The 13342-nt window shown below is 66.0% G+C and carries 10 protein-coding genes; 5 read left to right on the top strand and 5 right to left on the bottom strand.

The genetic code is table 11. The features are described from left to right. The first annotated feature begins 157 nt into the window (after positions 1–157). From V1279_RS00920 to V1279_RS00905, 4 genes are all read left to right on the top strand, one after another. Complete coding sequence (locus tag V1279_RS00920) at positions 158–3520, top strand: hypothetical protein (RefSeq protein WP_334431646.1); 3363 nt, start codon at positions 158–160, stop codon at positions 3518–3520. Between the two features lie 112 nt (positions 3521–3632). Continuing rightward, positions 3633–4451: a hypothetical protein gene (locus tag V1279_RS00915; RefSeq protein ID WP_334431644.1), complete on the top strand. Its 819-nt coding sequence runs from the start codon at positions 3633–3635 to the stop codon at positions 4449–4451. A 293-nt stretch (positions 4452–4744) separates the two neighbouring features. After that, complete coding sequence (locus V1279_RS00910) at positions 4745–5671, top strand: sulfite exporter TauE/SafE family protein (RefSeq protein ID WP_334431642.1); 927 nt, start codon at positions 4745–4747, stop codon at positions 5669–5671. Beyond that, a complete protein-coding gene (locus V1279_RS00905) occupies positions 5668–6450 on the top strand; it encodes a TIGR02186 family protein (RefSeq protein ID WP_442894713.1) in 783 nt (260 codons plus the stop codon). The genes V1279_RS00910 and V1279_RS00905 overlap by 4 nt, the downstream gene beginning before the upstream one ends. A gap of 125 nt (positions 6451–6575) precedes the next feature. Here the strand turns inward: V1279_RS00905 and V1279_RS00900 are convergent, their stop codons facing one another. Then, a complete protein-coding gene (locus V1279_RS00900) occupies positions 6576–7358 on the bottom strand; it encodes an MBL fold metallo-hydrolase (protein ID WP_334431640.1) in 783 nt (260 codons plus the stop codon). 12 nt (positions 7359–7370) lie between these two features. After that, on the bottom strand, positions 7371–8294 hold the full coding sequence (locus V1279_RS00895; RefSeq protein WP_334431638.1) for a DMT family transporter: 924 nt from the start codon (positions 8292–8294) through the stop codon (positions 7371–7373). Positions 8295–8391: 97 nt separating this feature from the next. Between V1279_RS00895 and V1279_RS00890 the strand changes: the two genes are divergently transcribed. Continuing rightward, the gene (locus V1279_RS00890) at positions 8392–9255 is read left to right on the top strand and encodes a LysR family transcriptional regulator (RefSeq protein WP_334431636.1); all 864 of its coding nucleotides are present in this window, start codon (positions 8392–8394) and stop codon (positions 9253–9255) included. A gap of 11 nt (positions 9256–9266) precedes the next feature. Here the strand turns inward: V1279_RS00890 and V1279_RS00885 are convergent, their stop codons facing one another. The 3 genes from V1279_RS00885 to V1279_RS00875 all read right to left on the bottom strand — a co-directional run bounded on the left by V1279_RS00885 (position 9267) and on the right by V1279_RS00875 (position 13089). After that, the gene (locus tag V1279_RS00885; protein WP_334431634.1) at positions 9267–9674 is read right to left on the bottom strand and encodes a hypothetical protein; all 408 of its coding nucleotides are present in this window, start codon (positions 9672–9674) and stop codon (positions 9267–9269) included. 7 nt (positions 9675–9681) lie between these two features. Next, on the bottom strand, positions 9682–10380 hold the full coding sequence (pdeM, locus tag V1279_RS00880; protein ID WP_334431632.1) for a ligase-associated DNA damage response endonuclease PdeM: 699 nt from the start codon (positions 10378–10380) through the stop codon (positions 9682–9684). A gap of 129 nt (positions 10381–10509) precedes the next feature. Further along, positions 10510–13089 (bottom strand): ligase-associated DNA damage response DEXH box helicase, encoded by a 2580-nt coding sequence (locus tag V1279_RS00875; protein ID WP_334431630.1) that lies wholly within the window; start codon positions 13087–13089, stop codon positions 10510–10512. Positions 13090–13342: the final 253 nt, after the last annotated feature.

The following is a 13342-nucleotide window of genomic DNA, read 5'->3' as shown; positions in this document are numbered from 1 at the left end:
GGCCGCTCGTCGCATTCCTTAACCCGTTATTTACCGTAACGAACAAAAGTCAGTTCCGAGGCAGGCGACCTGCGCGGAAATACGATTGTCTCTTCGGTGGGACGCGCGGGGAGGCTGATGGCGCAGGTGGGGCGCCGAAGCGGAACCGGACGAAAGCATGAATTCGCGCGTATCGTGGAGTGTTGACGGCATCGACCCCTCCGTCCGCGAAAGGGCCGAGGCGGCCGCGCGGCGCGCCGGCATGTCGTTGAACGACTGGCTCAATTCTACCGTCGGCGAACCAGCCCCGCCCAGTTTCAGCGTGCCTGCCGAGCCGCGGCCGGCGATGCCGCGGCAGATCCCCGACGTGGCGGACATTCACCAGCGGCTGGATTCAATCACCAAGCAGATCGAGCAGATTTCGCGGCCCGCCACGCCGCGCGGCGACACTTCGCGCGGCGAAGCCGCCCGTGGCGAGCCGACGGTGGCCCGCCAGCTCAACGAAGCCATTTCGCGCCTCGACGCGCGGCTGTCGCAGATTTCCAACCCCGCGCCGACCCGGCAGGTCCAGATGCAGGAAAAGCAGCGTCAGACCGAGATGGTCGAGCGTGCCGCAGCCCAGGTCTATCGCCCCGCGCCGCCGCCCAGTCCGGCCTCGATGGATTTTGCGATCGCCGAAATCGCCGCGCGCCAGAACGAACTCGACAGTCCACCACCGCGCCAGATGCCGCCGCGCCATGCCGCGCCGGCGGCCTCCCCCGCCCAGCCCAATTTTGCTGCGCAGCCCATGATGCAGGCGGCGCCGGCCGGTCCGGATTTTTCTTCGCTCGAACGACACCTGCTCAAGATCACCAGCCAGATCGAGGCGCTGCAGCGTCCCGATCATGTCGAGGAGTCGATTGCCGCGTTCCGCAGCGAACTCGCCGAAATCCGCCACGCCATCACCGAGGCGGTGCCGCGCCGGGAGATCGAATCGCTCGAGAACGAAATCCGCTCGCTATCCCGCCGCATCGACGACAGCCGCCAGCACGGCAGCGACGGCCAGACGCTGGCCGGCATCGAGCGCGCGCTCGGCGAAATCCGCGAGGTGCTGCGCTCGCTGACGCCGGCCGAGCAGCTCACCGGCTACGACGAGGCGATCCGCAATCTCGGCGCCAAGCTCGATTTGATCCTGCGTTCGAACGACGATCCGTCGACCGTGCAGCAGCTCGAAGGCGCGATTGCGGCGCTGCGCGGCATCGTCTCCAACGTTGCCTCCAACGACGCGCTGGCCCGGCTCGCCGAGGACGTGCACACGCTGTCGGCCAAGGTCGATCAGCTTTCCCGCTTTGACGGCAACAGCGATGCCTTCGGCATGCTCGAGCAGCGCCTGGCCGCGCTGACCTCGACGCTGGAAACCCGGCAGCCGCCGGCCGCGAGCGACAATTCGGAGCATCTCGAAAGCGCGCTGCGCTCGCTGTCGGAGCGGCTCGACCGCATCCCGACCGGCAACGACAATGCGTCGGCGTTTGCTCATCTCGAACAGCGCGTGTCCTATCTGCTGGAGCGCCTGGAAGCCTCCGGCGATCGTTCCGCCGCGCCCGCCATCGACCTCGGACGGGTCGAGGAAGGGCTGCACGATATTCTGCGTTCGCTCGAACGCCAGCACGCCAGCCTGGTCGCGCTCGCCGAGTCCAACCGCAGTTCCGGCGACACGGTCCAGCCGATGGACTCCGGCATCGTCGATCTGGTCAAGCGCGAGCTGACCGACATCCGCTTCAGCCAGTCGGAAACCGACCGCCGCACCCAGGACTCGCTCGAGACCGTTCACAGCACGCTCGGCCACGTGGTCGATCGCCTGTCGATGATCGAAGGCGATCTGCGCACGGTTCGCGCTACACCGGCTACGACCGCCTCTTCTCCTGCCGCCGCCGAAATGCGCGAGGAAGCGCCCCGCTTGATGACACCGCTGCAGACCTATCCGCAGCAATCGAAGCCGGAATTGCCGAACCCCGCCGCGCTGCAAGCCGGTCCGCAGGAGCATTTTGTCGCCGCGCCGCGCGAATTCCACGCGGCGCAGCCGGCCGCGCCGGTCGCCCCGCCATTGCCGCCGCGGGCAATCAGCGAAATCCTGGAGCCGCATGCCGCGGCGCCGCGCACCGCGATCGCGCCGGAATTGCCGCCGGATCATCCGCTCGAGCCGGGCACGCGGCCGTCAGTGCGCATGTCTTCGCCGTCGGAACGGATCGCGGCTTCCGAAAACGCAATCAGCGAGATCGCTTCCGGGCCGAAGGAGCCGGTCAGTTCGTCGAGTTTCATCGCCGCCGCGCGCCGCGCCGCGCAGGCCGCGGCCGCCGCGCCACCCCCCGAGAAGCCGGGACGTTCGGCGAAGGCCGCGCCAAAGGACAAGGGCGGCGGCAAGGCCAAGGCCGACGACAATGTCCCCTCGAACATTTCCTCCAAGATCCGCTCGCTGCTGGTCGGCGCGAGCGTGGTCGTGATCGTGCTCGGCACTTTCAAGATGGCAATGACGCTGCTCGACACCGGCAGCGTGCTGCAACTGCCGATGATGGAACATCCCGGCGAGCCGGCCGCACCGGTGCAGGCCCCCGCGCCGTCGGAGAGCAGGCCCGCAATGCCCGCGGCACCGGGGCCCTTGATGATCTCGCCGACGCCTGTCGAGAAGCAGTCGAACAATTCTTCCGCACCGAACACGCTGGATAGCGCGCGGATCGCGGTCCCGCCGCAGGCCGCGCCGTCGCCTGCTGCAGCCAGCGACATCACCGGCGCGATCACGACGATGCCGGCCACCGGTGGCAAGCTTGCCATGATCGCGGTGCCGCCGACCGAGCGGCTGCCTGACGGCATCGGCGGCCCGGTATTGCGCGCCGCCGCGCTGAAGGGCGACCCGGCCGCGGCTTATGAAGTCGGCGTGCGCTTTGCCGAAGGCAAGGGCGTTGCCTCGGATCTCGACCAGGCCGCCAAATGGTACGACCGCGCGGCGCAGGCCGGCGTGGTGCCCGCCATCTTCCGGCTCGGGACCTTCTACGAGAAGGGCCTGAGCGTGAAAAAGGACGTCGATATCGCGCGGCGTTATTATGCGCAGGCGGCCGAGCGCGGCAGCGCCAAGGCGATGCATAATCTGGCCGTGCTCGACGCCGATGGCGGCGGCAAGGGCGCCAATTACAAGAGCGCGTCGATCTGGTTCCGCAAGGCCGCCGATCGCGGCGTCGCCGACAGCCAGTTCAACCTCGGCATCCTCTATGCCCGCGGTATCGGCGTCGAACAGAACCTCGCCGAATCCTTCAAATGGTTCAGCCTCGCCGCGGCCCAGGGCGACGCGGACGCGGGCCGCAAGCGCGACGATATCGCCAAGCGCCTCGACGCCCAGTCGCTGGCGGCCGCGAGACTCGCGATCCAGACCTTTACGCCGGAGCCGCAGCCCGACGACGTCGTCAACGTGGCGGCACCCGCCGGTGGTTGGGATTCGGCTCCCGCGCCCGCCACGGGCAAGCCCGGCGCCAAGCCGGCTGCGACCAAGCGCACCGCCGCCGTGAATTAAGATTCCGTAAGTCGCGGCCATGCCGCTGGCATGGTCATCTCTCCGACCATAATTGGGTGTAGCGGATCGGATCAGCCGAATCGCGATCGGCTGGGCTTGCGAAGAGGATTGTTTGTCAGACCAGAACAGCCAGGGTGGGGAGAATAACTTCCGGAGGCCGCCGACAGGCCCTGCGGTCGCGCCGCCGCGCATACCGGCAGGCCAAGTCCCGCCGCCGCCGGTCCAACAACCACCGGTCCAGCCGCCTCGGCGCAAACGGCATTTCTGGTCGGTCGCCATCTTCATCCTGCTGGTTGCCGGGGTCTGCATTCGCGCCTACCGGGACCTGTCGCAGCCGGAGGCCTGGCACTACTGGAAGGACCAGTACGTCTCGCCCAGCCTGACATCCCAGGTGATCGACACGCTCCATCTCGATGGTTCGAGCCAGGGCCGGCGGGCGCTGTTCGTCAGCGGGACGATCGGCCCTGCCGCCGCAAACTGGTTTCGTGGCAGGCTGGACCAGGCCAATCTCGCGGCCGGCGACATCGTCCTGCTGGCCTCGCCCGGCGGCGATCTGAACCAGGCCACGATCATGGGCGAGATCATCCGGCAGCGCGCGCTCGCGACCGCGGTCGGCAGCGCCGACGCCTCGGGCCGCATCAGGCCGGGCTATTGCGCCAGCGCCTGCGTGCTGGTCTATGCCGGCGGCAAGACCCGCTTCGGCGTATTGGGCTCGGCATTGGGCGTTCATCGGTTTGTCACAAGTAAGCCCGTGGAAGACCCCGTCGCCGAGGCGCAGCGGATTTCCGGCGCGGTGCTGGGCTACATGACCAAAATGGGGGTCTCGTCCTCCATCGTGGAAGCGATGTCCGAGACCCGGGACATTCGCTGGCTCAGCCCCAAACAGGCGCTGGCGATGAACCTCGTCACCGAACCGCTCGGGAAGCCCTGAGCCGGCCAATCGCCGGGTCCGATGAACAGACCTGCGCGCGTGCCCTGCGGATTTTGTGACAGCGTTTCAAATGTCCTGACAAACGCGCGGGGCATGTACGGCAAAAATTTGCCTTCCCGGGCATTTTTAGTCCCTCATCCCCCCGAATTCAGTTATGCAAAGGCGCGGGAACCGGCCCTGCGCACGCAAAGGTGCATGCGCGAACCGGATTCCACTGCCGGCAAATACAACAGAAACCGTGCCAAGAGCGGCTCCCCGACCGTCCCTTGCGGCAAAGCTAAGAGCAGACGCGCGTGCAGCTCTACCTCCCGATCGCCGACATCCCGGTCAATGTTTTCCTCATCCTGGCGATGGGCGCGGCGGTTGGGTTCGTGTCCGGCATGTTCGGGATCGGCGGCGGCTTCCTGATGACGCCGCTGTTGATCTTCGTCGGCATTGCACCGGCGGTCGCGGTCGCCTCCGTCGCCAGCCATATCGCCGCCTCCTCGTTTTCCGGCGCGCTCTCCTATTGGCGACGGCGCGCCATCGATCCGCTGCTGGCGGCGGTGCTATTGACCGGCGGCAGTCTGGGCACCGCGCTCGGGGTCTGGACGTTCACGCTGCTGCGCGCGCTGGGTCAGCTCGATCTCATGATCGCGATGTCCTACGTCATCCTGCTGACCACCGTCGGCGCCCTGATGTTTTGGGAGGGTCTGCGGGCGCTGTTGCGGGCCCGCCGCGGCGGCCCAGTCACCACGCGCCGCCCGGGCAGCCATGTCTGGATCCATGGCTTGCCGCTGAAGATGCGCTTCAAGCGCTCGAAAATCTATCTGTCCGTGATTCCCGTCGTGGTGATCGGCCTGGTCATCGGCTTCATCGGCGCCGTGATGGGCATCGGCGGCGGCTTCATCCTGGTGCCGCTGTTGATCTACGTGCTGCGGGTGCCGACCTCGACCGTGATCGGCACCTCGATGGTGCTCACGCTGGTCACGATGGTGTTCGCCACCATGCTGCACGCCATCACCAATCATCTGGTCGATGCCGTGCTGGCGCTGATCCTGATGGTCGGCGGCGTCACCGGGGCGCAGTTCGGCGCGCGCGCGGGGCAGAAAATCCGCGGCGAACATCTGCGGCTGCTGCTCGGGCTGTTGGTGCTCGCCGTCGGCGTCCGGTTTGCCGTCGAGTTGGTGATCCGGCCCGAGGATCTCTTCACCATCCGCGAAACCGGGGTGACGGGATGACCGCGCGCCTCATCCTCATGCTCGGATGGCTTGCGCTCGGCGCCGTACTCGCGGCTTCGTCCGCGCAGGCCGAACGGCTGATCGTGTCGGTGTCGAACCACCGCGTCACCGTGACGCCGAATTACTCCGGCGAGGAACTCGTGCTGTTCGGCTCGGTGGAGAAGGACGCCACCACGCCGGCCAATCGCAGTTACGATCTGGTGGTGACGATTGCCGGCCCGCGCGCCGACATGGTCACCCGCCGCAAGGAACGCCGGTTCGGGATCTGGATCAACACCGACTCCCGGCAGTTCCTGGAAGTGCCGACCTACCTGGCGCTGTTCTCCAACCGGCCATTCGACGCCATCGCCTCGCCTGAGGTGCAGCGGCGGCAGCAGCTCGGACTGAACAACGTATTGCTGACCCAGCGCGTCAGCGGCGATTACGCCGACGTGGTGCCCGACGACGCATTCCGCAGCGCCTTCGTGCGGCTGCGCCGGCAGCACGGCCTCTATCGCGAGGAGACCTCGGCGGTGACGTTCCTGACGCCGACGCTGTTTCGCACCGGCATCCCCCTGCCGGCCGAGGTGCCGATCGGTCTCTATAACGTCGAGATCAAGCTGTTCGCCGACGGCGCGCTGGTGACCAAGACCGACACCGCGTTCGAAATCGTCAAGGTCGGCTTCGAGCAATTCGTCGCCACCACGGCGCAGCAGCACGGCTTCATCTACGGGCTGATCACCGCCGCCATGGCGCTGATGACGGGATGGATGGCGTCGATCGTGTTCCGGAAGGATTGAGCGTTAGTGCGTAGGTTTCCCGTTGTGCTCTGCCATGCCGGGTCCAGCCGCAGCAACAACGAACCTGACGGGAGCAGGTTCCGAGCCGCGAGCGCGCCGGAGCAGACAAGCAGCCTCCAATGTCGTCACGCAGCGTGCAGCGGCTCGATGATCGTCGCAACCCCCGGCTCCAGGATCCGCAAGCGCGAGCCAAAACCCAGCGTATCGAAGGTGGCGCGCAGATCGTCCGCGCCCTGGCGAAAGTGTTTCCACCCCTCGGTATGCACGGGGACGATGACCGCATCTGGAAACGCGCGCGCGGTCTCGATGGTATCGTTGGTGTCCATGGTGATGTGGAAGGGCCCGCGGGTTTGCGCCGCGCCCGCAAACGGCAGCACGACGCCTGCCTTGAAGCGTTTTGCCACTTCGGCAACGCCGTCGTACCAGACGGTATCGCCGCTGATATAGATCGGGCGGCTGCCCGGCCTGTTCGAGGCGACGACGAAGCCGATGACGTCGCCCGCCAGTGGTTCGATGCCGGCCGGGCCGTGACGCGCGGGCGTTGCGGTAATCTTGAGCGAATGCCCGTTGTGGCCAGTCAGTTCGGTGGCCTGCCATGGCGCAAAGCCTTCGGCATGGCCGCCGAGCCGCTTCGCGCCGACTTCCGTCGTGAGCACACGCTTGGCGGATTTGAGAAAATCGCGCCCCGAATGATCGAGATTGTCCGAATGCTGGTCGTGGCTGAGCAGCACGGCATCGACCTCGCCGATCGCCAGCGCGCTCAGAGCCGGGCCAACCAGCTTTTCCAGCTTCACATGCGGCAGTTGATAGGCGCCGGGCTCATCGAAGGTCGGATCGGTGAGCAACCGGAAGCCGTCGACTTCAATCAGCGCGGTGGGACCACCGATCAGGGTGATGGTAACTGTCATGACTTTGCTCCTTTAGGAAGATTGATCAGGGGCCGCCGCGGGGCGGGTCACCAGGTAAATGCCGAGGGCGACGGGGACGATGCCGAGCAGATCGCGAAACTCGACATGTTCGCCGAGCACGAGGAACGCAAACAGCATGCCGAGCGGCGGCATCAGGAAGTGATAGGCGCTCGCGGCCGTCGCGCCACAGACCTTCAACAGGTGAAACCAGAGCAGATAGGCGAGGATCGAGCCGCCGAGCACGAGGAAGGCGAACGCGCCCAGGAGCCGCGCGCTCGGCACGATGTCGCCGACGCTGGAGAAGGTGAACGCGAACGGCAGCAGCACGATTCCCGCGGCGAGATTCTGCACGCCATTGCCGACCCAGAGGCTGCCCTTCGGCGCCAGCACCTTGAACAGGATGGTGCCGGCGACGATCGATGCCAGCGATGCCAGCGTGAACAGGATTCCGTGCCAGTCATCGGTACCAACCGACATGCGGTGCCAGACGATGAAGCCGACGCCGGCGATGCCGAGCACGAGCCCCATCACCTTGCGCCAGGTCAGCGCCTCATCCAGAAAGGCCGCCGCGAGCACGGCGGTGAACACCGGATTGGCGCTGACGATCAGGCCGCCGAGGCCGGCGGATACGGTCTGCAGTCCGGTATAGCCGAGGCCGAGATAGAGCGCGTTGTTGGCGACGCCGAGGATCGCGAAAATGGCGGCATCGCGCCAGGTGAGCGAAGACCAGGCTTCGCCACGCAGCGCGGTTATGCCGAGGATCAGGACGCCCGCCAGCGAAAATCGCGCCGCGAGCAGGATCAGCGGCGGGCAATCGGTGACGCCGATCTTGCCGGCGACGAAGGCGAAGCTCCAGAGCAGGCAGAACAGGCCGATATAGAGCGGAAGCGGATTGAAGCCGGCGCGGGGAACCGCGACCGAGGGGGCGAGCGACATGGGAAGTCTCCTTTGCCCATGATCTAGGCTCGCGCCTTGATATTTGGAAATTAAATGATAAACTGATATGCAGTGGATTCATAAATGGAGCATTGACATGCTCGATCTGGAGCTCCTGCGCAGTTTCGTCTCCGTCGTCGATTCCGGCGGCTTCACCCGCGCCGGCGAACGCGTCCACCGCACCCAATCGACCGTCAGCCAGCAGATCAAGCGGCTGGAAGACGATGTCGGCCAACCGCTGTTAAACCGCAACGGCAAGGATGTGACGCCGACCGAAGCCGGCGAGCGGCTGTTGTCCTATGCGCGGCGCCTGCTGGCGCTTGCCGAAGAAGCGCGCGACGTGGTGGGGCGCCCCGAGAGCGAGGGCGCGGTGCGGCTCGGCATCCCCGAGGATTTCGCCGCCTACCGCCTCGCCAAGCTGCTGGCGACGTTTTCGCGCTCACGGCCGGGGCTGCGGCTCGACGTCCGCGCCGACCAGAGCACGAATCTGCGGCGTGACATCGAGCGCGGCGATCTCGATCTGGCGCTGCTCAAGCGCGACGCCGGCGAGAAGGGCGCGATCGCGGTATGGCCCGAGAAAGTGCACTGGGTCACCAGCAAGATCCATCCGCTCGACATCAGCTCCGGCTCGGTGCCGCTGATCGGTTTTCCCGCCGGCTGCCTTTATCGGGCGCGCGCGATCCATGCGCTCGAAAGCGAAGGCCGTTCCTGGCACATGGCCTATACGAGTTCAGGCCTCGCCGGCATCCAGGCCGCGGTCGCCGCGGGACTGGGCCTGAGCATTCTCTCCGACATCGCGATCCAGCCCGGCCATCGCGTGCTCACGGCGAAGGAGGGCTTTGCCCCGATCGACAAGACCGAAGTGGCGCTGATGGCCTCGCCCGATGCAAGTCCGGCGACGTTGCGGCTCGCCGATCGTCTTGCGGAGTTCTGCGACAGCGTCGAGGCGAAGGCGGCGTAAGGATCGGCGGACTACGTCTGCTCAACCAATGCTTCCTTGGCAAGCACCCAACCAGAGAGACCATACGACGAACTTAGAATGAAGCCCCGCACGCCCATTGCAACTAGCATCTGCCCTGCGGAGGCTAGATCCGCTGCCCAGGGACCTGGGGCACCCCCCATACGATAAGACTCCGCTATTTGTGAGCCAAATTCGGTGAGCAGTTGCTCGACGGGAACTGCGTCCAATGAATAGATGATGTTGCCGAACGCATCGTGCTCGAATTGGTATCCTTCAACACCGTTGAAAACGATAGTGCAGGTCGTCCACTTTTCGTTTCTCGGGGCTCGTGTATCAGGCTTCGCGTAAAGCTTGATTTGGCGAGCTTCGCAGTTCACTTCGTAGGCGACGAGGAAATCGTCATGGAGTGATGGCAGCATAGGCATTTCAATAGCACCGCGAGGCGGCGATGGTGTGCACGCGGTTGTCACCGAGCACATGCGCTATGAAGCCCGGCGCGCCGAAGATTTTTGAAAACGCCACATCGCGGATGCTCAAGCCGCCAGTGTAAGCGCCGAACGCCGGCATCACGGCGCGTTCGCCGTCGGAGGCGAAACATCGCCGCTCCATCGATCGTCCCCTGGTGGCGACGCGGGCCTTGGGATGCAGATGGCCGGCGATTTCGCCCGCCGCCCCGGTCGGCTCATGGCGAAATGCAATCGGGCCGATCGCGACTTCGCTCGCTACCACGCCGCCGAGATCGGACGGCAGCGCCGGATCGTGATTACCCGAAATCCAGATCCAGTCGCGCCGCGCCTGCATCGCCGAGAGCGCCTCGCGGTCGGACGCCGACAGCCGTTCATGTGCAGTGCGATCATGAAAACTGTCGCCGAGCGCAATCACCATGCGCGGGTCATGCCGCGCGATCACGGCGGTGAGACGGCTCAGTGTCGCGACGGTATCGTATGGCGGCAGCAGCACGCCGCGCGTCGCAAAACTGGAGCCCTTTTCCAGATGCAGGTCGGAGACGACGAGCAGCCGCTGCTCCTGCCAGAACAGCGCGCCGGAGAGGTCGGCGAGAAACGTCACATCCGCAACTTCCAGAGCGCTCGGCGTAGCGACGGAGAGAACCACATTCTCCGTCATGGCCGGGCTCGTCCCGGCCATCCACGCCTTGGCCTCACAAAGAAAGACGTGGATGCCCGGGTCAAGCCCGGGCATGACGATGTTGAGAGATTCGCGCGCCGTCGATTCATTTCTCTTCTCTGCGACAGCCTATCCCATCGCCTCTTTGATGAGTTCATCGGCGGCTTCCGCCAGCAACTCATCTCCTGCTTCGCCATAGACTGACTCGCGGCCGATTTCCAGCATCACGGGCACGGCGAGCGGCGAAACATGTTCGAGTTCCCGATGGGTGATTCGCCCCCGAATGCGCGAGAGCATATCACCCAGACGCTTGAGATCGAGCAGGCCGGCGGCGGCGTCCGCGCGCGCCGCGCGCAGCAGCACGTGGTCGGCCTGATGCTTGCGCAACACGTCATAGACGAGGTCGGTCGAGAACAGCACCTGTCGGCGGCTCTTCTCCTCGCCGGTGAAGCGGCGCGGAATCAGGCCGGAGATCAGCGCGCAATTGCGGAAGGTCCGCTTCATCAGCGCGGATTCCGCCAGCCACGCCTCGAGGTCGTCGCCGAGCATGTCGGCGGCGAACAGGGCGGCGAGATCGAGCTTGCCGTGGCGGATCATGAACGACATGTCGCCGAGGCCCCACACCGCCAGCGCATATTCATTGGCGACGAAGCCGAGCGGCCGCACCCGTGCGCGCTCCATCCGCCGCGTCAGCAGCATGCCGAGTGTCTGGTGTGCAAGCCGGCCCTCGAACGGATAGCACACCATGTAATGCTTGTTGCCGCGGGGAAAGGTTTCGACCAGCAGTTCCCGCACCGCCGGCACAAGTGAAAAATCCCGCTGCAGCGACAGCCAGTCGCGCACCTGCTCCGGCAGCGCATTCCATTGCCGCCGGTCGTCCAGCAATTTCCGCACGCGTTCGGCCAGATAGGTGGACAGCGGAAACTTGCCGCCCATGTACGACGGCACCTTGGCATCCCTGTCGTTGGAGCGAGAGACATAGACCTGATCCTCGACCAGCGCCTCGTAGCGCACGATCTCGCCGCCGAACACGAAGGTGTCGCCAGTGACCAGCCCCTCGATGAAATACTCCTCGATCTCGCCCAGCATCCTGCCGCCGCGGCCGATCATGCCGGTGGAGCCGGCCCCGCTGCCGCGTCCGCGCACCAGCTTTACCTTCAACATGGCCTCTTCGACGATGGTGCCGACGTTGAGGCGGTAGCTCTGCCGCACTTTTGGGTTGGCGACGCGCCAGCGTCCCTGCTTATCCTGCTTGATGCGCGCGAAGCGCTCGTAGGTCTTCAGCGCATAGCCGCCGGTGGCGACGAAATCGACCACATCGTCGAAATCGGTCCGCGTTAGCGATGCGTAAGGCGCCGACGTCAGAACTTCCGCGTAGAGTTCATCCGACAGAAACGGCTCGCCGCAGGCGCAGCCGAGCACGTGCTGCGCCAGCACGTCGAGCGCGCCGGTGCGCAAGGGCGGCGTATCCTGTGCATTTTCGGCGATCGCATCGATGGCGACGCGGCACTCCAGCACTTCGAAACGGTTGGCCGGGATCAGGACGGCGCGCGAGGGTTCATCGAGCCGGTGGTTGGCGCGACCGATTCTTTGCATCAGGCGCGAGGCGCCCTTGGGCGCGCCGACATTGACGACGAGATCGATGTCGCCCCAATCGATGCCAAGGTCGAGCGAGGACGTGCAGACCACGCCGCGCAGCTTTCCGGCCGCCATCGCGTCCTCGACCTTGCGGCGCTGGGCGACGTCGAGCGAGCCGTGATGCAGGGCGATGGCGAGGCCGTCGTCGTTCATGCGCCAAAAGTCCTGGAACAGCATTTCGGCCTGGCTGCGGGTATTGACGAAGATCAGCGTCGTCTTGTTGCGCTTGATCAGCTCGTACATTTCGCCGAGCGCATGGCGCGCGGTATGACCAGCCCATGGCAGCCGCTCTTTGGTGTCGAGCATCTCGACAACAGGCGCTGCGGCGCCGCCGGCCACGACGATGTCGGCGGAGACCTCCCGGCCGTCGCGCTGCGGCACCAGAAACCGCGCCAGCGATTCCGGCTCGGCCACGGTTGCCGACAGCCCGATCGCGCGCATCTCCGGCGCCAGCCGCCACAGCCGCGCGAGGCCAAGCGACAGCAGATCGCCGCGCTTGGAGGTGACGAGTGCATGCAATTCGTCGAGCACAATGCGCTTGAGTGAGGAGAACAGGAACGGCGCGTCGTCGGACGACAGCAACAACGCCAGTTGTTCGGGCGTGGTGAGCAGGATGTCCGGCGGATAGCGCCGCTGCCGCTGCCGCCGCGACACCGGCGTGTCGCCGGTGCGGGTCTCGACCTTGATCGGCAAGCTCATCTCGGCGATCGGCGCTTCCAGATTGCGCGCGATGTCGACCGCGAGTGCCTTCAGCGGCGAGATGTAGAGGGTGTGGAGGCCGCCGGTCCGTCTCACGGTGCGGCCGGTGGAGATGAGGCTCTTCTCGCCACCGCCCTTTGAGGCGGCGGGAGAAGAAAGCTCCACCAGCGTCGGCAGGAATCCGGCCAGCGTCTTGCCGGCGCCGGTCGGCGCGATCAGCAGCGCCGAGCGGTCGTCGCTGGCTTTTGCCAGCAACGCAAGTTGATGCTCGCGCGGCGACCAGCGGCGTGCGGCGAACCAGCGCCGGAAGCGGTCGGGCAGCAGCGCAGCCGTTTCAAGCGGCGTGAAGGGCAAGGGATCGGGCGACGGCACGGAGAAGAGGTAAGCCGTCAGGGCGGGTTCGTCGAGGGCCGGCCTCGGAAGTCACCTCGCCCCGCTCTTCGCGGGGTCGAGACGAGCGAAGCTCGCTCTTAGAGGTCGGGCGCGTAGCGCCGGGTGAGGGGCTCTCTCCGCGGGCGCTCTGGTCACCGTCCGCGCGGAGAGAGCCCCTCACCCCTGCCTTCTAAGAGCGAGCTTCGCTCGTCTCGACCCCGTGAAGAACGGGGAGAGGGAGAGGATGCAGCGG

This window comes from Bradyrhizobium sp. AZCC 1610 (genome assembly GCF_036924515.1).
Classification (GTDB): Bacteria; Pseudomonadota; Alphaproteobacteria; order Rhizobiales; family Xanthobacteraceae; genus Bradyrhizobium.
This window is presented reverse-complemented; position numbering and strand designations above follow the sequence as displayed.

What these genes read in the sequence shown, in the direction of transcription:
- V1279_RS00920 (WP_334431646.1), top strand. Translation starts at nt 158, where the DNA reads ATGAATTCGCGCGTATCGTGGAGTGTTGACGGCATCGACCCCTCCGTC.
- V1279_RS00905 (WP_442894713.1), top strand. Translation starts at nt 5,668, where the DNA reads ATGACCGCGCGCCTCATCCTCATGCTCGGATGGCTTGCGCTCGGCGCC.
- V1279_RS00900 (WP_334431640.1), bottom strand. Translation starts at nt 7,358, where the DNA reads ATGACAGTTACCATCACCCTGATCGGTGGTCCCACCGCGCTGATTGAA.
- V1279_RS00895 (WP_334431638.1), bottom strand. Translation starts at nt 8,294, where the DNA reads ATGTCGCTCGCCCCCTCGGTCGCGGTTCCCCGCGCCGGCTTCAATCCG.
- V1279_RS00890 (WP_334431636.1), top strand. Translation starts at nt 8,392, where the DNA reads ATGCTCGATCTGGAGCTCCTGCGCAGTTTCGTCTCCGTCGTCGATTCC.
- V1279_RS00885 (WP_334431634.1), bottom strand. Translation starts at nt 9,674, where the DNA reads ATGCTGCCATCACTCCATGACGATTTCCTCGTCGCCTACGAAGTGAAC.
- pdeM (WP_334431632.1), bottom strand. Translation starts at nt 10,380, where the DNA reads ATGACGGAGAATGTGGTTCTCTCCGTCGCTACGCCGAGCGCTCTGGAA.